At 72.4% G+C, this 19,780-nt stretch carries 17 protein-coding genes; 12 read left to right on the forward strand and 5 right to left on the reverse strand.

Annotation, left to right across the window (positions count from 1 at the left end; translation table 11 throughout):
- Positions 1–62: 62 nt before the first annotated feature.
- Positions 63–1,475, reverse strand: coding sequence for a DNA repair protein RadA (gene radA, locus ACFV8T_RS10105; RefSeq protein WP_385326201.1), 1,413 nt, complete (start codon positions 1,473–1,475; stop codon positions 63–65).
- Positions 1,476–1,704: 229 nt separating this feature from the next.
- Between radA and ACFV8T_RS10110 the strand changes: the two genes are divergently transcribed.
- The gene (locus tag ACFV8T_RS10110) at positions 1,705–3,585 is read left to right on the forward strand and encodes a hypothetical protein (protein ID WP_385326202.1); all 1,881 of its coding nucleotides are present in this window, start codon (positions 1,705–1,707) and stop codon (positions 3,583–3,585) included.
- A gap of 93 nt (positions 3,586–3,678) precedes the next feature.
- On the opposite strand, the gene ACFV8T_RS10115 is transcribed toward ACFV8T_RS10110, so the two are convergent.
- On the reverse strand, positions 3,679–4,530 hold the full coding sequence (locus ACFV8T_RS10115; RefSeq protein WP_385326203.1) for a hypothetical protein: 852 nt from the start codon (positions 4,528–4,530) through the stop codon (positions 3,679–3,681).
- A gap of 85 nt (positions 4,531–4,615) precedes the next feature.
- On the opposite strand from ACFV8T_RS10115, the gene ACFV8T_RS10120 reads away from it, so the two are divergent.
- The 4 genes from ACFV8T_RS10120 to ilvD all read left to right on the forward strand — a co-directional run bounded on the left by ACFV8T_RS10120 (position 4,616) and on the right by ilvD (position 9,172).
- On the forward strand, positions 4,616–5,563 hold the full coding sequence (locus ACFV8T_RS10120) for a Ppx/GppA family phosphatase (RefSeq protein WP_385326205.1): 948 nt from the start codon (positions 4,616–4,618) through the stop codon (positions 5,561–5,563).
- Positions 5,564–5,669: 106 nt separating this feature from the next.
- Positions 5,670–6,497 carry a sugar phosphate isomerase/epimerase family protein gene (locus ACFV8T_RS10125; RefSeq protein ID WP_385326206.1) on the forward strand — a complete coding sequence of 276 codons (828 nt, stop codon included), beginning with the start codon at positions 5,670–5,672 and terminating at the stop codon, positions 6,495–6,497.
- Complete coding sequence (locus tag ACFV8T_RS10130) at positions 6,494–7,174, forward strand: TetR family transcriptional regulator (protein ID WP_385326208.1); 681 nt, start codon at positions 6,494–6,496, stop codon at positions 7,172–7,174. Before ACFV8T_RS10125 ends, ACFV8T_RS10130 begins: the two co-directional genes overlap by 4 nt.
- Before the next feature lie 147 nt (positions 7,175–7,321).
- Complete coding sequence (ilvD, locus tag ACFV8T_RS10135; protein ID WP_385326209.1) at positions 7,322–9,172, forward strand: dihydroxy-acid dehydratase; 1,851 nt, start codon at positions 7,322–7,324, stop codon at positions 9,170–9,172.
- 58 nt (positions 9,173–9,230) lie between these two features.
- Here ilvD and ACFV8T_RS10140 read toward each other — a convergent pair whose 3' ends face one another.
- Positions 9,231–11,450, reverse strand: coding sequence for a serine/threonine-protein kinase (locus ACFV8T_RS10140; protein ID WP_385326211.1), 2,220 nt, complete (start codon positions 11,448–11,450; stop codon positions 9,231–9,233).
- A gap of 132 nt (positions 11,451–11,582) precedes the next feature.
- Here ACFV8T_RS10140 and ACFV8T_RS10145 point away from each other — a divergent pair, with 132 nt between their 5' ends.
- The 3 genes from ACFV8T_RS10145 to ACFV8T_RS10155 all read left to right on the forward strand — a co-directional run bounded on the left by ACFV8T_RS10145 (position 11,583) and on the right by ACFV8T_RS10155 (position 13,439).
- Positions 11,583–11,924, forward strand: a complete 342-nt coding sequence (locus tag ACFV8T_RS10145; protein WP_266417802.1) for an SH3 domain-containing protein — start codon at positions 11,583–11,585, stop codon at positions 11,922–11,924.
- A 67-nt stretch (positions 11,925–11,991) separates the two neighbouring features.
- Positions 11,992–12,531 carry a hypothetical protein gene (locus tag ACFV8T_RS10150; RefSeq protein WP_266417804.1) on the forward strand — a complete coding sequence of 180 codons (540 nt, stop codon included), beginning with the start codon at positions 11,992–11,994 and terminating at the stop codon, positions 12,529–12,531.
- A gap of 71 nt (positions 12,532–12,602) precedes the next feature.
- The gene (locus ACFV8T_RS10155; RefSeq protein WP_385326213.1) at positions 12,603–13,439 is read left to right on the forward strand and encodes a class I SAM-dependent methyltransferase; all 837 of its coding nucleotides are present in this window, start codon (positions 12,603–12,605) and stop codon (positions 13,437–13,439) included.
- On the opposite strand, the gene ACFV8T_RS10160 is transcribed toward ACFV8T_RS10155, so the two are convergent.
- The gene (locus tag ACFV8T_RS10160) at positions 13,370–14,914 is read right to left on the reverse strand and encodes a SulP family inorganic anion transporter (RefSeq protein WP_385326214.1); all 1,545 of its coding nucleotides are present in this window, start codon (positions 14,912–14,914) and stop codon (positions 13,370–13,372) included. The genes ACFV8T_RS10155 and ACFV8T_RS10160 overlap by 70 nt on opposite strands.
- A 275-nt stretch (positions 14,915–15,189) precedes the next feature.
- Here ACFV8T_RS10160 and ACFV8T_RS10165 point away from each other — a divergent pair, with 275 nt between their 5' ends.
- The 3 genes from ACFV8T_RS10165 to proC all read left to right on the forward strand — a co-directional run bounded on the left by ACFV8T_RS10165 (position 15,190) and on the right by proC (position 17,637).
- Entirely contained in the window at positions 15,190–15,957 is a 768-nt protein-coding gene (locus tag ACFV8T_RS10165) for an ABC transporter ATP-binding protein (protein WP_385326216.1), read from the forward strand.
- Entirely contained in the window at positions 15,954–16,760 is an 807-nt protein-coding gene (locus ACFV8T_RS10170) for an ABC transporter permease (RefSeq protein WP_385326218.1), read from the forward strand. Before ACFV8T_RS10165 ends, ACFV8T_RS10170 begins: the two co-directional genes overlap by 4 nt.
- Before the next feature lie 67 nt (positions 16,761–16,827).
- The gene (gene proC / locus ACFV8T_RS10175; RefSeq protein WP_385326220.1) at positions 16,828–17,637 is read left to right on the forward strand and encodes a pyrroline-5-carboxylate reductase; all 810 of its coding nucleotides are present in this window, start codon (positions 16,828–16,830) and stop codon (positions 17,635–17,637) included.
- A 1-nt stretch (position 17,638) separates the two neighbouring features.
- Here the strand turns inward: proC and ACFV8T_RS10180 are convergent, their stop codons facing one another.
- Positions 17,639–18,223: a cysteine hydrolase family protein gene (locus ACFV8T_RS10180; protein WP_385326222.1), complete on the reverse strand. Its 585-nt coding sequence runs from the start codon at positions 18,221–18,223 to the stop codon at positions 17,639–17,641.
- Between the two features lie 74 nt (positions 18,224–18,297).
- On the opposite strand from ACFV8T_RS10180, the gene ACFV8T_RS10185 reads away from it, so the two are divergent.
- Positions 18,298–19,308, forward strand: coding sequence for a GlxA family transcriptional regulator (locus ACFV8T_RS10185; RefSeq protein ID WP_385326223.1), 1,011 nt, complete (start codon positions 18,298–18,300; stop codon positions 19,306–19,308).
- Positions 19,309–19,780: the final 472 nt, after the last annotated feature.

Below are 19,780 nucleotides of genomic sequence, written 5' to 3' on the forward strand. Positions count from 1 at the left end.
GGTTTGCGGTGCCCTTACGTCCCTCGTACCGTTCGTACGGACGGGCGAGACCAGGGCAAAGTCTACCGGCGTGCGCTCTCCTCCTGGGGGGCCTGTGCACGAGACCGGCGCGGGAGGACTCTCAGCGCATCGCCCATGTTGGCGACTTCTGTGACCTTCATACCGGCCGGGACCTTCCCCGGGTCGGTCGGAACCAGCGCGTGCGTGAAGCCCAGGCGGTGCGCCTCGGCCAGCCTGCGCTGGACCCCCGTGACCCTTCTGACCTCGCCCGCGAGGCCCACTTCGCCGATCGCCACCAGGTTCTTGGGCAGTGGGGTGTCGCTCGCGGCACTGGCCAGGGCCAGCGCGACGGCGAGGTCCGCGGCGGGCTCGGAGAGCTTCACACCGCCGACCGTCGCGCTGTAGATGTCCCGCTTGCCCAGCGAGCTGATCCGGCCGCGCTGCTCCAGGACCGCGAGCATCATCGACACCCGGGAGGTCTCCAGGCCCGAGGTGGTGCGCCGGGGCGAAGGGATCTGGGAATCGACCGTCAGCGCCTGCACTTCGGCGACGAGCGGACGCTTGCCCTCCAGGGTGACGGTCAGGCAGGTGCCGGGCACGGGCTCGTCGCGCCGGGTGAGGAACAGCCCGGAGGGGTCGGCGAGGCCGGTGATGCCCTCGTCGTGCAGCTCGAAGCAGCCGACCTCGTCGGTCGCGCCGTACCTGTTCTTGACGCCCCGTACGAGCCGCAGGCGGGCATGGCGGTCGCCCTCGAAGGACAGCACCACGTCGACGAGATGCTCCAGCAGCCGGGGCCCCGCGATTGCCCCCTCCTTGGTGACATGGCCGACCAGGAGCGTCGACATGCCGCGCTCCTTGGAGGCCCGGATGAGGGCCCCGGCGACCTCCCGGACCTGCGCCATGCCGCCCGGCGCCCCCTCGATCTCGGGCGATGCGACGGTCTGCACGGAGTCGAGGACGAGGAGCGAGGGCTTGACGGCGTCCAGATGGCCGAGGACCGCGGACAGGTCGGTCTCGGCGGCGAGGTACAGATGGTCGTCGATCGCCCGGATCCGGTCGGCGCGCAGCCGCACCTGGCTCGCGGACTCCTCGGCGGTGACGTAGAGCGTGCGGTGGTCCTCGCTCGCCGCCTTGGCGGCGACGTCCAGCAGCAGCGTCGACTTGCCGACGCCCGGTTCGCCCGCGAGGAGCACCACGGCGCCCGGGACGAGACCGCCGCCGAGCACCCGGTCCAGCTCGCTGACGCCGGTCGACCGGGCGGTGGCCTGCCGGCTGTCGACCTGGCCGATGGGGAGCGCGGCGGTACTGACCCGGCCGGCCGCGGTGGTCCGCACGGCGGGGGCGCCGCCGAACTCCTCGACCGTCCCCCACGCCTGGCATTCGGGGCAGCGGCCGAGCCACTTGGCGGTCGTCCAGCCGCATTCGGTGCAGCGGTAGGACGGCCGGTCCTTCGCGGATTTCGTACGGGCAGCCATGGCGCAACCGTATAGGTGGGGTACGACAGTGCCGCCCGGCGCGGTCCGGCGGCGGCGCCCGGTGGCGGGTGCGCGCCCTCCGGAGGCCGGGGAACTTCCGGGTGAGCGCCGGGGCGCTTCCGGTGGAATCGGGAATTCCTGTCCTCTTTTGAGGGATACGTTCACCCGTAAGGGTTAAAAGTGCTCAAGGGGAGCTAAAGGTGTGCCCTGTGCTGCCTACGGTCGCAAGGTGACGAGCAGCGGTCTGGAGCCCCCCACGCACACCACCGGCGCACACCGGGCGCGGCGCAGTGCGCCCCGCCTCTCGACGCCCTCTTCGCCGCGTCGGCCACCCGCCCGTTACGAACCGCATCTCGACGGCCTGTTCACCTACTGCCTCTCCGTGCTCTGCGACCACGACGCCGCCACCGAGGCGCTCGGCGGTGTGCTCGCGATTGCGGAACGGCAGGGCGGCCGGTGCCCGGCGGGCGAGGAGGAACGTAAATCCTGGCTGTACGCGCTGGCCAGATGGATGTGCCTGCGCAAGCTCACCGAGCAGAAGCAGGGCCGTCAGGCGCACCGGCACAAGGCCGGGAAGCAGCCGGGGCGACTCTCCTCGAAGCAGGCGGCACCGTCGAAGCCGTCGAAGCAGGAGACGAGGCGGGCGGGCGGGCCTCCGGGCAAGCAGCCGGGCGGAACGGCCATCCAGGGGGCGCGCGCGGGACGCCGTACGCCCCCCGCCGTCGCGGCGAAGACCTCTGCCCCCGCCGGGTTCACGCCGGGCGGCGCCCCCGTCGGCCCGGCCCGCGCCCCCGAAACCGAGGCCGCCGACGAGGCGCACCGCCGTGAGCTCGCCCAGCTGGCCTGGCCCGAGGCCGCGGGCACCACCCCCGAGCAGCGCGAAGCACTCGAACTCGCGGTCCGCCACCGCCTCGCCCCGCGCGCCGTCGCCTCCGTCCTGGGCCTCGAACCGGCGGCCACCCGTGAGCTCCTGGCCGCCGCGGCCTGCGAGGTGGAACGCACCCGCGCCGCCCTCGCCGTCGTCGAGACCGGCAACTGCCCCATCGTCGCCCGGCTCACCGGCGAACACCGCGTTCTGCTCTCCGCCGCCCTGCGCCGCGAACTCGTCCGCCATGTCGACGACTGCCCCCGCTGCCGCAGGGCCGCCGAACGGGCCGGGGCCGAGGGCCCGTGGCCCGGCGCCGCGGTCACCCCGGCCGCCGCGCTGCCGGTCGTCGAGGCGCCCCGGCCCTCGGCGTACGTCGCGATGGTCCACGCCCAGCGCAACCGCTCCGGCGGCCCGCGCTTCGACCGGGCGGGCTTCCCCATGGACCCGAAGGACCACGCCGCGCGCCGGGACCGGCTGCGGGCCAGGGTCGTGACGACGACGGTGGTGGCCACGGTCGTCGCCGCCCCGGTGATCGCGCTGTGGACCGCCTACCGCGGCGCCCCGCAGACCGGCGAGGGCCACGAGGGTTCGTCGGTCACCGCCACCGAGACCGATGCCCGGCACGGACCCGACGGCACCGCGGACGGCCATTACGAGAACGCGGGCAATGCCCGCCCCGAGCCCGGCGCCCGCTTCGAGGACGGCCGCGCCCCGGACGTCTCGGCGGAGGTGATCAGCTCGGGTCCGGGCCGGGACGGCGCCGGCGGGCTCACCGTCGAGGCCCGCTCCTCCGGCGGCACCACCCTGATCCGGCTGACCGCGTCGGGCGGCGCGCCCGTCGCCTGGTCGGCCCGCGCGGACGTGTCCTGGGTCCGGCTGAGCCGCTCCTCGGGCACGCTCGCCGCGGGCGAGAGCATCACGGTCCGCGTCCTCGTCGACCACTGGCGGGAACCGGGCGGCCCGTGGAGCGCGCGCATCGCCCTCGCCCCGTCGGGCTCGGCGGTGGTGATCCGGGGGCACGGGGCGACGCCCTCGCCCGGCGGCCCGGGGCACCCGGCCGAACCCTCCGCCACCCCCGGCCCGCCCACGTCCTCGCCGGGTCCCACACCGTCCACCGACCCGACACCCGACCCGAGCGACCCCACACCGTCACCGACGGACCCGACCGATCACCCGTCGCCGTCCCCGGACCCGTCCGACTCCACGACCCCCACCGACCCGGGGCAGGGCGCGACGGGCTGAACCGGGCCGTCCGCGGCCCGCGCCCGGCCGCCGGGCCCGGCCGCCCCACCCCGCCCGGGATTCACGCCCCGGTCGCCCCGGTCGTCACAGTGGTCACGCCGGATCGACCGGATCCGCCGGGTGCGGTGCCATCGGCAGCAGCGAGGACAGCCGCTCCTCGCACAGTTCGACGAGCCGCTCGTACGCCTCCTTGCCCATCATCTCGGTGAGCTCGGGCCGGTACGAGACGTACACCGGCTCCCCGGCCCCGTGCGCCGAGGTCGCCGAGGTGCACCACCAGTGCAGATCGTGACCGCCGGGGCCCCAGCCCCTGCGGTCGTACTCGCCGATCGACACCTGGAGCACCCGCGTGTCGTCGGGCCGGTCGATCCAGTCGTACGTACGCCGGACCGGCAGCTGCCAGCAGACGTCCGGCTTGGTCTCCAGGGGCTCCTTGCCCTCCCGCAGCGCCAGGATGTGCAGGGAGCAGCCCGCGCCCGCCGCGAATCCGGGCCGGTTCTGGAAGATGCACGAACCCTTCCAGCGCCGCGTCTGGCGCTCCCCGTCGTCGTCGACCTCGACCCAGCCGGTACCGGTGCCGACGTCGTGGAACTGCCACAGATCGGGGGTCAGCCGTTCGACATGGCTCGCCACCCGCTTCTCGTCGTCCTCGTCCGAGAAATGCGCGCCCAGCGTGCAGCACCCGTCGTCCGCACGGCCCGCCTGGATGCCCTGGCAGCCGCTGCCGAAGATGCAGGTCCACCTGGAGGTCAGCCAGGTCAGGTCGCAGCGGAAGATCTGCTCCTCGTCCGCGGGGTCCGGGAACTCCACCCAGGCGCGCGCGAAGTCGATCCCCGTCTCGTCCTCGGACCGGTTCGGTCCGTTCACTTCCTGCTGCCGCATCTCCTGCTTCGTTCCCTGCTTCTTCGTGTTTTTGCCCGGCTTCGCCTTTTTCGTCTTTGGCACGCGCCAAGAGTAAGGCGGCCGGCCCCGAGTCCGCGGTTCCGATCACTGGTCGGCCCGGGTCCGCGGTCCCGGTAGCGTTCCGGGTATGAGACTCGGAGTCCTCGACGTCGGTTCGAACACGGTGCATCTGCTGGTGGTGGACGCGCACCCCGGCGCGCGCCCGCTGCCCGCGCATTCGCACAAGGCGGAGCTCCGCCTGGCCGAACTCCTCGACGAGGACGGGGCGATCGGCCCCGACGGTGTGGACCGGCTCGTGGCGACGATCACCGACGCGCTCCAGGCCGCCGAGGACAAGGGGTGCGAGGACGTCCTGCCGTTCGCCACGTCCGCGGTACGGGAGGCGAGCAACGCCGACCAGGTGCTCGCCCGGGTGCGCGACGAGACGGGCATCGACCTCGCCGTCCTCAGCGGCGCCGAGGAGGCCCGGCTCACCTTCCTCGCCGCGCGCCGCTGGTTCGGCTGGTCGGCGGGACGGCTGCTGGTCCTGGACATCGGGGGCGGTTCGCTGGAGATCGCGTACGGCATGGACGAGGAGCCGGACGCCGCGGTGTCGCTGCCGCTCGGGGCCGGCCGGCTCACCGCGGGGTGGCTGCCGGGCGATCCGCCGGACCCGGCCGAGGTGAAGGCGCTGCGCCGCCATGTCCGGGCCAGGATCGCCCGCAGCGTCGGGGAGTTCACCCGCCTCGGGCGCCCCGACCATGTCGTGGCCACGTCCAAGACCTTCAGGCAGCTCGCCAGGATCGCGGGCGCCGCGCGCTCCGCCGAGGGCCTGTACGTGCAGCGCGGCCTCACCCGCAAGGCGCTGGAGGAGTGGGTGCCGAAGCTGGCGGCGATGACCGTCGAGCAGCGGGGCGATCTGCCCGGCGTCTCCGAGGGCCGGGCCGCGCAGCTGCTCGCCGGGGCGCTGGTCGCGGAGGGAGCGATGGATCTGTTCGGGGTCGAGGAGCTGGAGATCTGCCCCTGGGCGCTGCGCGAGGGCGTCATCCTGCGCCGCCTGGACCACCTGCCGGCGGAGCGGGCCGCGCTGGGCTGAGTGCGCCGGGCCGAGTGCCGCCGGGTGGCCGGAAGTCCGCCATGGCCCTGCTCACTTTCCGCCGGGATCCCTCGGCGCGGCGTACCACTGCCCGTACGCTGGCCCAGTGGCAGAACCAGTGGTGCGCATCCCGGATGCGAAGGTCGCCCTGTCGACGGCTTCCGTCTACCCGGAGTCGACGGCGACGGCCTTCGAGATCGCCGCGCGCCTCGGTTACGACGGCGTCGAGGTCATGGTGTGGACGGACCCCGTCAGCCAGGACATCGAGGCGCTGCGACGGCTCTCGGACTACCACCAGGTTCCGATCCTCGCCGTCCACGCGCCCTGTCTGCTGATCACGCAGCGCGTCTGGTCCACCGATCCCTGGGTGAAGCTCCAGCGGGCCCGCGCCGCGGCGGAGAAGCTCGGGGCGACGACGGTGGTGGTCCATCCGCCGTTCCGTTGGCAGCGCAATTACGCGCGCGACTTCGTCACCGGGATCTGGCGCATGGCCGACGAGACCGATGTGCGGTTCGCCGTCGAGAACATGTACCCCTGGCGCTACCGGGACCGCGAGATGCTCGCGTACGCCCCCGACTGGGACGTCACCAACGACGACTACCGCCACTTCACCGTGGACCTCTCGCACACCGCGACGGCCCGCACCGACGGCATGGCGATGGTCGAGCGGATGGCCGACCGGCTCGCCCACATCCACCTCGCCGACGGCAAGGGCTCCAACAAGGACGAGCACCTGGTGCCCGGCCGGGGCGACCAGCCCTGTGCCGAACTCCTGGAGCACCTGGCCCGCACCGGCTTCGACGGCCATGTCGTCATCGAGGTCAACACCCGCCGTGCCATGTCCACCGCCGAACGCGAGGCCGACCTGGCGGAGGCGCTGGCCTTCACCCGGCTCCACCTGGCGTCGTCCCCGATCCGCGCGCCGCGCCCATGACCGGCGGCCACTCGGACCCCGGCGGGCACTCGGACCCCGGCGGCCACTCGGACCCCACCGGCCCCACCGGCGGCCCCGCACCCAAGCGTCGCGGCCGTCCCTCCCGTACCGCCGCCCCCACCGGCCCCGACGCGCGCACCCGCATCCTGGAGGCCGCCCGCACCGAATTCGCGGAGCGCGGCTACGACAAGACGTCGGTCCGGGGCATCGCCAAGGCGGCGGGCGTCGACTCCGCCCTGGTCCACCATTACTTCGGTACGAAGGACGAGGTCTTCGCGGCCGCGATCGAGCTCTCCTTCGAGCCGGCCCTGGTGCTCCCGGCCGTCCTCGGCAACGGCACGGACGGCCTGGGGGAGCGGCTGGCCCGCTACTTCATTTCCGTGTGGGAGAACCCGGCGTCCAGGGCCCCGCTGCTGGCGATCATGCGATCCGCGCTGACGCACGAGGCGGCGGCGAAGGTCCTCCGGGGCTTCGTCCTGCGCCGGCTCCTGGAACGCGTGGCGGAGGCACTCGACGTACCGGACGCCACGTTCCGCGCGGAGCTGGCGGCTTCGCACATGATCGGGATCGCGATGCTCCGCTATGTGATCCGGGCGGAACCGCTGGCCTCGGCGGACCCCGAGAAGATCGTCGGGATGGTCGCACCGACCCTGCAGCGCTACCTGACGGAAGCCTGAGGGCCCCCGAGCCCCACGGAATCGCGCACGCCGCCGGCCCGCCCACCCACCGAGCAATTCATCCCGCATTTCGGACACTGTGTCCAGATCTTGGAGTCGGAGGCGTACGCTCGGAGACAGTCTTTAACGTCGAAGGAGCGAGAGACGATGCCCCAGCTGAGGTCCCGCACTGTCACTCACGGCCGCAACATGGCGGGCGCCCGCGCCCTCATGCGGGCCTCGGGCGTAGCGAGCGAGGACATCGGCAAGCCGATCATCGCGGTCGCCAACTCCTTCACCGAGTTCGTCCCCGGCCACACGCACCTGGCCCCGGTCGGCCGGATCGTCTCCGATGCCATCAAGGCCGCGGGCGCCGTGCCCCGCGAGTTCAACACCATCGCCGTCGACGACGGCATCGCGATGGGCCACGCCGGGATGCTGTACAGCCTCCCCTCCCGCGACCTGATCGCCGACTCCGTCGAGTACATGGTCGAGGCGCACTGCGCGGACGCGCTGATCTGCATCTCCAACTGCGACAAGATCACCCCCGGCATGCTGATGGCCGCGATGCGCCTCAACATCCCGACGGTCTTCGTCTCCGGCGGCCCGATGGAGGCCGGCAAGGCCACCCTCGTCGACGGCACGGTCCGCAAGCTCGACCTGGTCAACGCCATCAGCGACGCAGTCGACGAGAGCATCTCCGACGAGGACATCCTCCGCATCGAGGAGAACGCCTGCCCCACCTGCGGCAGCTGTTCCGGCATGTTCACCGCCAACTCGATGAACTGCCTGACCGAGGTCCTCGGCCTCTCCCTCCCCGGCAACGGCTCCGTCCTCGCCACGCACACCGCCCGCAAGGCGCTGTACGAGGAGGCCGGCCGCACGGTCGTCGAGATCACCAGGCGCTACTACGAGCAGGACGACGCCTCGGTCCTGCCCCGCTCCATCGGCACCCGTGCCGCGTTCGAGAACGCCATGGCACTCGACATCTCGATGGGCGGCTCCACCAACACGATCCTGCACCTGCTGGCCGCGGCCCAGGAGGCGGAGCTCGACTACGACCTCGGCGACATGGACGAGGTCTCGCGCCGCGTCCCCTGCCTGTCGAAGGTCGCGCCCAACGTCGCCCCCGGCGGCACGTACTACATGGAGGACGTGCACCGGGCCGGTGGCATCCCCGCCATCCTGGGCGAACTGCACCGCGGCGGCCTGCTCAACGAGGACGTGCACTCGGTCCACTCCGACTCCCTCGCCGAGTGGCTGAAGAACTGGGACATCCGCGGCGGCTCGCCGTCGCCGGAGGCCGTCGAGATGTGGCACGCGGCCCCCGGCTGCGTCCGTTCCGCGACCGCCTTCTCGCAGTCCGAGCGCTGGGAGACCCTCGACCTGGACGCGGCCGGCGGCTGCATCCGCGACGTGGCGCACGCGTACTCCAAGGACGGCGGCCTCGCGGTCCTCAAGGGGAACCTCGCCGTGGACGGCTGTGTCGTCAAGACGGCGGGCGTCGACGAGTCGATCTGGACCTTCGAGGGCCCGGCGGTCGTCTGCGAGTCGCAGGAGGAGGCCGTCGACAAGATCCTCCGCAAGGAGATCAAGGACGGCGACGTCGTCGTCATCCGCTACGAGGGCCCGCGCGGCGGCCCCGGCATGCAGGAGATGCTCTACCCGACCTCCTTCCTCAAGGGCCGCGGTCTCGGCAAGAGCTGCGCCCTGGTGACCGACGGCCGCTTCTCCGGCGGTACGTCGGGTCTGTCCATCGGCCACGCGTCGCCGGAGGCCGCGTCGGGCGGCACGATCGCGCTGGTCGAGGACGGCGACCGGATCAGGATCGACATCCCGAACCGTTCGATCGAGCTCCTCGTCCCGGAGGCCGAGCTGGCCACCCGCCGCGAGGCGCTGAACGGCGTCTACGCGCCGAAGAACCGCGAGCGCAAGGTCTCGGCGGCACTGCGCGCCTACGCGGCGATGGCGACGAGCGCCGACCGGGGCGCGGTGCGCGACGTGTCCAAGCTCGGCTGACCGACGCGCCGACCGACGCGCCGGACGACGCGCCGACCGACGAGGACCCCGCTCGCGCTCACCAGCGAGCGGGGTCCTGTCCGTCCACGGCGAACACGGACCCGTCGGGCGCGGTTCCGAAGACGGTCCGGCCGGCGGCGACGGGGGCGGGCAGCGCCGAGGAGTACGTGAGCCGCCCGTTCCGCAGCCGTGGGCCCGTCTGCCCCAGCAGCTTCCCGTGCTCGGTGTCCACGGCCAGCAGCCGCCCGTCCGCCGTCGAGAAGTACAGCCGGTTCCCGGTGGCGAGGACGGGCGCGGACGTTCGCCCGGCAGCGGTCTCCAGCTGCCAGCGGACCGTCCTGCCGCCGTCGGCCGGGCGGGTGTCGACGGCGACCAGCGTCCCGCCGTGCGCCAGCAGATAGGCGGTGTCCCCGCCCAGCACGACCTCCGGTTCATTCATCCGGAACGGCAGCGCCATCCGTACGACCCGCCGCGTCCCCGGTTCGTAGCGGACGAGCCCGACGGTCTGGGCGTCCCCGTTCATGGCCGTCAGGACGAGCGCGCCGTCCGAGGTCCCCACCGGGGTCAGCATCCCGTCCAGCCTGCGCTGCCACGCGGTGCGCCCGGTCGCGGCGTCGACGGCCGTGACCAGTGTGGTGGACCCGTAGGCCGAGTGCTCGAACGCGTAGGCCAGCCCGGTCCTGCCGTCGTACAGCGCGTAGTCCGGGCGCCGGTGCCCGGCGAGCGGATGCCGCCAGAGGGAGACACCGGTCGCGGAGTCGAGCGCCTCGGTCGTGCCGTCCTCGGCGACCAGCAGCAGCGTGTCACCCGCGTCGAAGGGGGTGCCCAGGTACGGGGAGAGGTCCGCGTCCCAGACCTGTTCGCCCTTGGTGGGGTCGTATGCCCGGAGCTTCCCGCCCGGCACCGCCGTGTGCACCAGACCGCCGGAGACCGACACCACGCCGACCGTCGGGCTGTCCCCCGCCGGGCGACGGGACCACAGCACCCGGCCGTCCGCCGGGTCCAGCCGGGCGACACCGACACCGCCCGCCGCGCAGTACAGAGCCGCGGACCGGTCGGACGCCTCCTTTCCGGACTCCCCGGAGCCGTCCACCGGGGAACAGACCGGCGTCGCCCTGCCGGCGGTCCGCAACGACATCCGCCACGGGCCGAACGCCTGCGCCGCCCCCTTCGTCCCGCCCGGCTCACCGGTCCCGCCCGAGCCGCCGAGGTCGCCCCCCGCGCCGACGGCCCACACCCCGCCGGCCCCCATGACCAGCAGCGCCGCGGAGGCCGCCAGCCACCGCCGCCTGCCGCCGCCGTCCCCGGCCGCCTTCCTGCCCCGCGCCGCCGCGCCCGCGCCCACATGCGTGTCCGCGTCGGCCGCCGCCCCCGCGTCCGCCCCGGTCTCCGGGACGGGGGCCGCGGCGGTGACCGGCCGCCGCTGCGACGGTATGAACGCGGCGGCGTCGTACGAGGGCGGGCGCAGCGTCGTCATGATCTCGTCCGGGGTGGGCCGCCCGGCGGGGTCCTTCGCCAGGCACTGCCCGATCAGCGGAGCCAGGTCCGCCGGCACCCCCGCCAGATCGGCTTCGTCGTGCACCACCTGGTAGGCCACGATGTACGGACTGTCCGAGTCGAAGGGCCCCCGGCCGGTCGCCGCGTGGACGAGCACGGCCCCCAGGGCGAACACATCGGCGGCGGGCCCGACTTCGCGCGGTCGCTGGAACTGCTCGGGCGCCATGTACGGCGGCGAGCCGATCAACTTGCCGGTCTCGGTGCGCAGATCGCTGTCGTACGGCCGGGAGATCCCGAAGTCGATGACCTTGGGCCCGGAGTCGGAGAGCAGCACATTGCTCGGCTTGAGGTCGCGGTGGATCACCCCGGCCCGATGGATGTCGCGCAGCGCCTCGGCGAGTCCCGCCGTCAGCCTGCGCAGTTCGGCGGGGGCCATCGGCCCGTTCCGCTTCACCTGGTCGGCGAGCGTGGGACCGGGCACGTACAGGGTGGCCATCCATGGCCGTACGGCATCCGGATCGGCGTCGACGACCGATGCGGTGAAGGCGCCGCTGACCCGCCTGGCCGCCCCGACCTCCTGCCGGAAACGTGCCCTGAACTCGGGGTCCGCCGCGTACTGCTGGTGCACCACCTTGACGGCCAGCTGCAGCCCGGAGGCGGAGCGCGCCAGGTGCACGACTCCCATGCCGCCCGCGCCGAGACGTGCCTCAAGACGGTACTGCCCGGCGTACTCCGGATGCTCCGCTTCCGGATTGGCTCCGGTACCTCGCAGCGGCGGCATCGCCCACCCCCGTGTGTTCGTCCGCAAGCGCGACGCACGGAGCCTAGTCGATGGTGCGTGCGATCCGGACGGGGCTTGTAGCCTGCGCGTCGTACACGTCGTACACACCATCTCTCGACGGGGGAGGGCCTCATGGCCATGGACGAGCACACCGGCGGCACGACCGCCGCAGCCGATGTCACCGACGTCACCGAGGACGTGGAGACGCTCGCCGGGAACGACGACGTCACCAGGTATCCGATCGCGCCCGGCTACCGCGTCAACGTCCGCACGGGACCGGGCACCAAGTACGGGATCGTCAGGACCCTCCCGTACGGAATGAAGGTGCCGGTCTACTGCCAGAAGCCGGGGGAGCGGGTCACCGGCCCGTACGGCACCTCGAACCTCTGGGACAACATCGCCAACGGCCAGTTCGTGGCGGACGCCTACGTCCACACGGGCAGCGACGGCTACATCGCGCCGCGCTGCGACTGACCGGGACGGCGGCCGGGATCGCGACCGGCGCGTCCGGGACCCCGGCCGCCCGGGGATAATCGACTTCGTGAGCGAGAACAGCGAAGCCCCCGTCGCCGGCGCCACGCCCGGCTCCACCACGCCCGGCCCGCAGCCCGAGCCCCTGCGCTTCTTCGGTACGACCTGGGTCGACCACAGTGGGGGCTACGGGCTGCGCCGCGCCGGTGCCGCGGTCGGCTCCCTGGCCGCCGCGGTCGCCGCCTGTTTCGTGCTCCGCTTCGCCTACCAGGGACTGCAGATCGCCGACGTCGGCGGTTTCGTCGGCATTCTGGTCGTCCTGATGTTCGCCATCTGCAGCGCCATCGCCTTCCGCAAGACCTGGGAAGGGTTCAGCCGCCGCCCCGCCGACCCGGCGCGCGAGGCCAATCTGCGCGGTCTCAAGACGATCGGCTTCGTCGGCTCGCTGATCGCGTACTTCCTCCGTACGTTCCGGGAGGCGCCGGGCGAGCAACTGCACCGCACGGAGTACGAGACGGCCCTGGCCCGCTACGAGAAGCGCCGCTCGGCCCGCACCGGGAACCCGGCGGCCCGCAGGACCGGCAAGGGCAAGCGCCCCAAGCGCAAGTAGGGCCCCACAAGCGCGGGTCAAGTACCCGCGAGCACCGGCGCAGGGCCCCCCGTGCGGGCCACGATGACCCCATGCTCCCTTCCGACTCCGACTCCGATTCCCGGTCGCGCACCTCCTCATCCGCCACCCCGGCTCCACCTCGCGCCCTCTCCTTCGACCGCGCAGCCGCCCAGTACGCCGCGGCCCGCCCCGGCTACCCGCCCGCACTCTTCGACACCGTCGAGGAACTGGCCGGCCGCCCCCTGCGCGGAGCCCGCACCATCGACGTCGGTGCGGGCACGGGCATCTCCACCCGACTCCTTCAGGACCGGGGCGCCCGGGTCACCGCAGTCGAACCGGGCCCCGGCATGGCGGAAGAACTGCACCGGGCACTCCCGTACGTGCCGATCGTGCGCGGCGACGGCAACCGCCTCCCCCTCGCCACCGCATCGGCCGACCTGATCACATATGCCCAGTCCTGGCACTGGACCGACCGGAGCCGCGCCACCCCCGAGGCCCTGCGCGTCCTGCGCCCCGGCGGCGCACTCGCCCTCTGGTGGAACGTCTCCGACCACTCCGTCCCCTGGATCGCCGAGCAGGACGCCCGCCTCCGCCGCTTCTTCGGCGCCGGCGACTCCGCCCACGGCTCGCCCGTCCGCCCCCGCGACCTGACGTCCGGGCTCCACTTCGCGTACCGCCGGGTGCCCTGGAGCCGACGGGTGTCCCTCGACACTCACCTCGCCAACCTCGGCAGCCACTCCGCCTTCCTCGTCCTCGGTGAGGAACCCACGCACCGATTCCTCACCGAGGAGCGCGACCGACTGGCGGAGCTCTTCCCGGGCGGCACGGTCGAGGAGAGTTACGTGGTCGACCTGAGCGTGGCGATCCGTCCGGGCCCGTCCCCGGCCTCACCCCCGCCGCGCTCCTGATCCGCACACCGAAGCGCCTCGCGCGCCTCCCGCTCCGCGGCCCAGCCCTCCAGGGCCGCGGCGCACGCGTGGTCGGTGTGGTGCAGCCCGGTGAGGTCCAGCACGACGGCCCGGTCGTGCGGAAGGCCGTCCAGCGCGTCCAGCAGCTTCGGCAGCCGCAGGAACGTGGCGTGGCCCGCCACCCGTACCCGTAACGTCCCGTCGTCGCCCTCGTGCGTCTCGACGTGCACATGACTGATGTCCCAGGCGGTCTTGGCGACGGCCAGCAGCAGACCCACCAGCACCCCCTCGAAGAGACTTGTCGCCACGATCGTCCCCGCCGTCACCACGAGCACCACCGCCTCCCCAGGATGCTCACGCCACAGCGGCATCAACGCCCGTACGGGAACGAGCTTGAAGCCCGCATGCAGCAGCACCGCTGCCAGCGCCGCCACCGGAATCACCCCGAGGGCGCTCGGCAGCACAGCCGCGAAGACCAACAGCCACACCCCGTGCAGCACCCGCGACGCCTTCGTCCTCGCCCCGGCCCGGACATTGGCCGCGCTGCGCACGATCACCGCGGTCATCGGCAGCGCGCCGAGCAGTCCGCAGACCGCGTTGCCCGCTCCTTGCGCGATCAGCTCCTTGTCGTAGTCCGTCCGCTTCCCGTCATGCAGCCGGTCCACGGCCGCCGCGCTGAACAGCGATTCGGCCGACGCGATCAGCGCGAACGTGAGGACGGTGCCGATGACACCCACTTCCGTGAGCCGCGCCCAGTCCCCGGGCCCCGGCGGCCGCACGGCATCCAGCAGCCCGCCCACCGCCACCCGCCGCACGGGCAGGTCGAACAGCCAGGTCGCCCCGGCCGCCAGTCCCACCGCCACCAGGGGCGCGGGCACCATCCGGGCTGCCCGCCGCCACTTCGGCCACAGCGTGAGTACGAGGAGCGTCCCGACCCCGACGGCGACCGCGCTGGCCGTTACTCCCGTACCGAGCACCAGCCGCGGCAGCCCGCCGAGCTTCTGCCCCATGGAACCGGGCGCCGCCGCGCCGGCGAGCACGTACAGCTGCCCCACGACCAGCACCAGGCCGATCCCGGCGAGCATCCCCTGCACCACGGCTACGGACACGGCCCGGAACCACCGCCCGAGCCGCAGCACCCCCAGCCCCGCCTGGACCAGCCCGGCGGCCAGCACCAGCACCCCCAGGGCGCCGACCCCATAGCTGTGCACCGCCTCGTACACGAGCACGGTCAGTCCGGCGGCGGGCCCGCTGACCTGCACACTGCTGCCCGGGAGCAGGCCCGTGACGAGCCCGCCGACTATCCCGGTGATCAGGCCCAGCTCGGCCGGCACCCCGGAGGCGACGGCCACCCCCACGCACAGCGGCAGGGCGACCAGGAAGACGACGAGCGAAGCGGCGAAGTCGGCTCGCGATATCGGAATGGGCCGAATGCTCGGGAAGTTCGGAAAACCACGCACGAGAAGCACCTCCATCGACTGACGGACACGTCATGGACAGGGAGATGCATGGGTACCGAGGGACGGTGAAATTCATTGTCCTTTACGGGAGTTGAATGCCCGGCCCGGATCCGGAACCGGCTGATGGTCGCGGAAGCACAAAGAGGTGGAATGCCCCCGTCCGATCGCGCCCCCAACCGCCTGCGCCCACACCACGCACCACGCCGCGCCGCACGGACCCCCGCCGCCCCACAGGCCGGACCGCACAGCGCTCTTGACGGGCAGCCACCGTCAGGATCAAAATTCATCACATGATGAATTCTCCGGGCTTCGCCATCGAGGCCCGCGGCCTCACCGTCGTACGAGGCGACCGCACCGTCCTCCGCGACCTCGACTTCACCGTCGAACCCGGCAGGATCACCGGCCTCCTGGGCCCCTCCGGCTGCGGCAAATCCACCCTGATGCGTGCCGTCGTCGGCACCCAGGCCAAGGTCACCGGCACCCTCGACGTGCTCGGCAGCCCCGCGGGCCACCCCACTCTCCGCCCGCGCATCGGGTACGTCACCCAGGCCCCGTCCGTCTACACCGACCTGACTGTCCGGCAGAACCTCGACTACTTCGCGGCGATCCTCCGGCCGGGCCGCCGACCGCGGGACGCCCGCCGGGCCGCCGTCGCCCGCGCCATCGCCGAGGTCGACCTGACCGGCCACGCCGACGACCTCGCGGGCACCCTCTCCGGCGGCGAGCTCGCCCGCGCCTCCCTTGCCGTGGCCCTGCTCGGCACCCCGGAACTCCTGGTCCTCGACGAACCCACCGTGGGCCTGGACCCCGTGCTCCGCCGCGACCTGTGGAACCTCTTCCACCGCCTCGCCGCCGACCACGGCACCACGCTCCTCGTCTCCTCCCATGTCATGGACGAGGCCGAGCGCTGCCACCGCCTGCTCCTCATGCGCGAGGGCGAGATCCTCGCCGACGGCACCCCCGAGGCACTGCGCGCCGACGCCCGCGCGGACACCGTCGAAGAGGCCTTCCTCCACCTGGTCGACCAGGCCGCCACCCGCCAGGAGCCCTCCCTATGAGCACGCACCCGACCCCGACCCCGCAGCCCGCGCTCCGGAGCCGCCCCCGCCCGGCCGCACCACCCCTGAGCCCGGCCCGCACCCTCGCCACCGCCGCCCGGGTGCTGCGCCAGCTGAGCCACGACGCCCGCACCGTCGCACTGCTGCTCCTCATCCCGGTCGTGCTGATCACGCTGCTGCGGTACGTGTTCGACGGCAGCCCCCGCGTCTTCGACGCCATCGGCGCCTCGCTCCTCGGCATCTTCCCGCTGATCACGATGTTCCTGGTGACCTCGATCGCCACCCTGCGCGAACGCACCTCGGGCACCCTCGAACGCCTCCTCGCGATGCCGCTCGGCAAGGGCGACCTGATCGCCGGCTACGCCCTCGCGTTCGGCGCCGTGGCGATCGTCCAGTCCCTCCTGGCCACCGCGCTCTCCGTCTGGGCGCTGGGCCTGGACGTCACCGGCTCCCCGTGGCTGCTGCTCCTGGTCGCCCTGCTCGACGCCCTGCTCGGCACGGCGCTGGGCCTGTTCGTCTCCGCCTTCGCAGCGTCCGAGTTCCAGGCCGTCCAGTTCATGCCCGCCGTGATCTTCCCGCAGATCCTGCTCTGCGGACTGTTCATCGCCCGCGACCGGATGGCACCCGTCCTCGAAGCGATCTCGAACGCCCTGCCCATGTCGTACGCCGTCGACGGCATGAACGAGGTCCTGCGCCACACCGACATCACCGGCGACTTCGTGCGCGACGTCCTGATCGTGGCGGGCTGCGCCCTCCTCGTCCTCGCCCTCGGCGCCGCCACGCTCCGCCGCCGCACCGCCTGACGGGCCGGTGCGAGGATGGCGGACACGAGCACCGAGAACCGTCAGCACCGCCCGGAGGGTGAACCACATGACCCAGACAGTCGCAGTCCTCGGCACCGGCAAGATCGGCGAGGCCCTGCTCAGCGGCATGATCCGGGCGGGCTGGCGCCCGGCGAACCTGCTGGTCACCACCCGCCGCTCCGAGCGCGCCGAGGAACTCCACAACCGCTACGGCGTCGATTCAGTCAGCAACGCCGAAGCCGCCAAGCGCGCCGACATCCTCATCCTCGCGGTCAAGCCCCAGGACATGGGCCGGCTCCTCGACGAACTCGCCGAGCACGTCACCCCCGACCGCCTGGTCATCAGCGCCGCCGCGGGCATCACGACCGCCTTCATCGAGGACCGCCTCGCCGCGAACACCCCGGTCGTACGCGTCATGCCGAACACCCCCGTCCTCGTCGACGAGGGCATGTCCGTCATCTCGGCCGGCAGCCACGCCACCACCGACCACCTCGCCGCCGCGGAGGCGATCTTCGGCGGCGTCGGCAAGACCCTCCGCGTCCCCGAGTCCCAGCAGGACGCGGCAACCGCCCTGTCCGGATCGGGCCCCGCGTACTTCTACTTCCTCGTCGAGGCGATGACCGACGCCGGCATCCTGCTCGGCCTGCCCCGCGCCCAGGCCCACGAGCTGATCGTCCAGGCCGCCATCGGCGCCGCCGTGATGCTCCGCGACAGCGGCGAACACCCCGTCAAGCTGCGCGAAGCCGTCACCAGCCCGGCCGGCACCACCATCAGCGCCATCCGCGAGCTGGAGAACCACGGCGTACGAGCCGCCCTCATCGCCGCCCTCGAAGCCGCCCGCGACCGCAGCCGCGAACTGGCCTCCGGCAACGGCTGAGCTACTCGGCGGCAGCGATCAGCTCCGCACTGCGCACCACCTTCGCGAACCCACCGCCGTGCAACGACACGGCGGTGGCCCGCGCCAGCTCGTCCGCGCCCAGCGTCCACCCCCACGGCCCGGCCAGGTCGAAGGTGTGCGTGGCATCCAGCGCGAAGAACACCTCGTACCCGAGGTTCCCGCCCATCCGCGCCGTCGTCTCCGCGCACATATTGGTCTGGATCCCGGCCACCACGAACTGCCGGACCCCGCTCCGGTCCAGCCACGCCGCGAGGTCCGGCGTCCCGTAGAAGGCGGAGTTCACGCTCTTCGTCAGCAACAGCTCGGGCCCACCGCCCTTTCCGCGCCGCTCCTCCACATACCCCTTGAAGCCGTTCCCCGGCTGCCCCACCCGCAAGGGCGAATCAGGCGTGAGCGAGTCATGCCGTACGAACACCACGGGGCGCCCGCTCGCCTGCCAGGCATCGATCAGCCCCGCGATGTTCCGATCGGCCGCGGGGTTGTTCCGCGGCCCCCAGTACGCCTCCTCCTCGAAGCCCGCCTGTACGTCCACCACGATCAGCGCTGCGTTCCCTGCGATCTCCATGCGAACGATCCTGCCGTCCGGCGACCCCACGCCCCAGAGGTCAAAAAGCCATCGATCGATGCTTTACTGCCACCATGGCGACCTCCCCCGAGCCCACCCGCATCGCACTCGTCGCTTTCCCCGGCATCCGTGCCTTCGACGTCTCGGTCATCACGGAGGTCTGGGGCGTCGACCGCACCGACCGCGGCGTCCCGCCCTTCGACCTGCGCCGCACCGCCGCGGAACCGGGCCCCATCGCCCTGCGCGGCGGCCTCTCCCTCACCCCCGACCGCACCCTCGCCTGGCTCGCCCGTGCCGACCTGATCGTCGTCCCCGGCCTGGACGACCACGTGACACCGGCCCCCGCCCCGGTGCTCGAAGCCCTCCGCCGCGCCCACGCCCGAGCCGCCCCGATCGCTTCACTGTGCGGCGGAGCCTTCACGCTCGCCCAGGCCGGCCTCCTGGACGGCCGCCGAGCGGTCACCCACTGGAACCTCACCGACCTCCTGAGCACCCGCCACCCTCAGGTGAAGGTCACCCAGGACGCCCTCTTCCTCCACGAGGACAACATCTGGACGTCGGCGGGCACCGCGGCCGGCATCGACCTCTGCCTCCACCTCGTCCGCACGACCCACGGAGCCGAGACCGCGGCGACGATCGCCCGTTCGATGGTCCAGGCCCCGTTCCGCACCGGCACCCAGGCCCAGTTCATCGAGCACCCCACCCCCCGCGCCGATCGCGACGCGGACACCCTCGCCGCGGCACGGGCCTTCGCCCTGGCCCATCTGGCCGAACCCCACACGGTCGCCGACCTCGCCGCCCACGCCGGAATGTCCCCCCGCTCCTTCGCCCGCCACTTCCAGGCCTCCACCGGTACGACCCCACTGCGCTGGCTGATCACCCAACGCATCGCCGCAGCCCAGAAGCTCCTGGAACGCACCGACCTCCCCCTCCCCGAGGTGGCCCGCCGCACCGGCTTCGGCAGCGAGATCACCATGCGCCAGCACTTCGCCACCCACCTCTCCACCAGCCCCCGCGACTACCGCCTGGCCTTCCACCAGGACCCGCCCCGGCCCGAGGTTGACACGGCCTGCCCGGATCCGTAATGTGCTCCGAGTTGTCCGACGTGAGCGCCGACTCCGGTCGGTCCCCGGACAGCCATTCCGCAGTGACCACATCTAGTCAGCGACATCTGTCGCCGGACTTTCTGTGCGTATTTGCGAAATGAGGAATCTGCGTTCGAAGGAGCGCGACCCCGATTAGCGTCGGGGCCCAGGATTCCGCTAAAGTCTCACTCGTCGGAACGGCCCAACAGCCGGGAAGACAAACCCCGCTGACTGGGAATCAGGCCCGAAAGGATCTGATAGAGTCGGACTCGCCGGAAAGGGAAGCGCGAAAGCGAAGAACTGGAAAGCACACCCCGCTTCGACCGGGAATCGGACGCGAAAGAGTCTGATAGAGTCGGAAACGCAAGACCGAAGGGAAAAGCCCGGAGGAAAGCCCGAGAGGGTGAGTACAAAGGAAGCGTCCGTTCCTTGAGAACTCAACAGCGTGCCAAAAGTCAACGCCAGATATGTT

The organism is Streptomyces sp. NPDC059832 (assembly GCF_042731715.1).
GTDB lineage: Bacteria > Actinomycetota > Actinomycetes > Streptomycetales > Streptomycetaceae > Streptomyces.

Excerpts from the sequence above, each read along its gene's own strand:
- radA (WP_385326201.1), bottom strand. The coding sequence starts at position 1,475 with ATGGCTGCCCGTACGAAATCCGCGAAGGACCGGCCGTCCTACCGCTGC.
- ACFV8T_RS10120 (WP_385326205.1), top strand. The coding sequence starts at position 4,616 with ATGAGACTCGGAGTCCTCGACGTCGGTTCGAACACGGTGCATCTGCTG.
- ACFV8T_RS10130 (WP_385326208.1), top strand. The coding sequence starts at position 6,494 with ATGACCGGCGGCCACTCGGACCCCGGCGGGCACTCGGACCCCGGCGGC.
- ilvD (WP_385326209.1), top strand. The coding sequence starts at position 7,322 with ATGCCCCAGCTGAGGTCCCGCACTGTCACTCACGGCCGCAACATGGCG.
- ACFV8T_RS10140 (WP_385326211.1), bottom strand. The coding sequence starts at position 11,450 with ATGCCGCCGCTGCGAGGTACCGGAGCCAATCCGGAAGCGGAGCATCCG.
- ACFV8T_RS10145 (WP_266417802.1), top strand. The coding sequence starts at position 11,583 with ATGGCCATGGACGAGCACACCGGCGGCACGACCGCCGCAGCCGATGTC.
- ACFV8T_RS10155 (WP_385326213.1), top strand. The coding sequence starts at position 12,603 with ATGCTCCCTTCCGACTCCGACTCCGATTCCCGGTCGCGCACCTCCTCA.
- ACFV8T_RS10160 (WP_385326214.1), bottom strand. The coding sequence starts at position 14,914 with ATGGAGGTGCTTCTCGTGCGTGGTTTTCCGAACTTCCCGAGCATTCGG.
- ACFV8T_RS10165 (WP_385326216.1), top strand. The coding sequence starts at position 15,190 with ATGATGAATTCTCCGGGCTTCGCCATCGAGGCCCGCGGCCTCACCGTC.
- ACFV8T_RS10170 (WP_385326218.1), top strand. The coding sequence starts at position 15,954 with ATGAGCACGCACCCGACCCCGACCCCGCAGCCCGCGCTCCGGAGCCGC.
- proC (WP_385326220.1), top strand. The coding sequence starts at position 16,828 with ATGACCCAGACAGTCGCAGTCCTCGGCACCGGCAAGATCGGCGAGGCC.
- ACFV8T_RS10180 (WP_385326222.1), bottom strand. The coding sequence starts at position 18,223 with ATGGAGATCGCAGGGAACGCAGCGCTGATCGTGGTGGACGTACAGGCG.
- ACFV8T_RS10185 (WP_385326223.1), top strand. The coding sequence starts at position 18,298 with ATGGCGACCTCCCCCGAGCCCACCCGCATCGCACTCGTCGCTTTCCCC.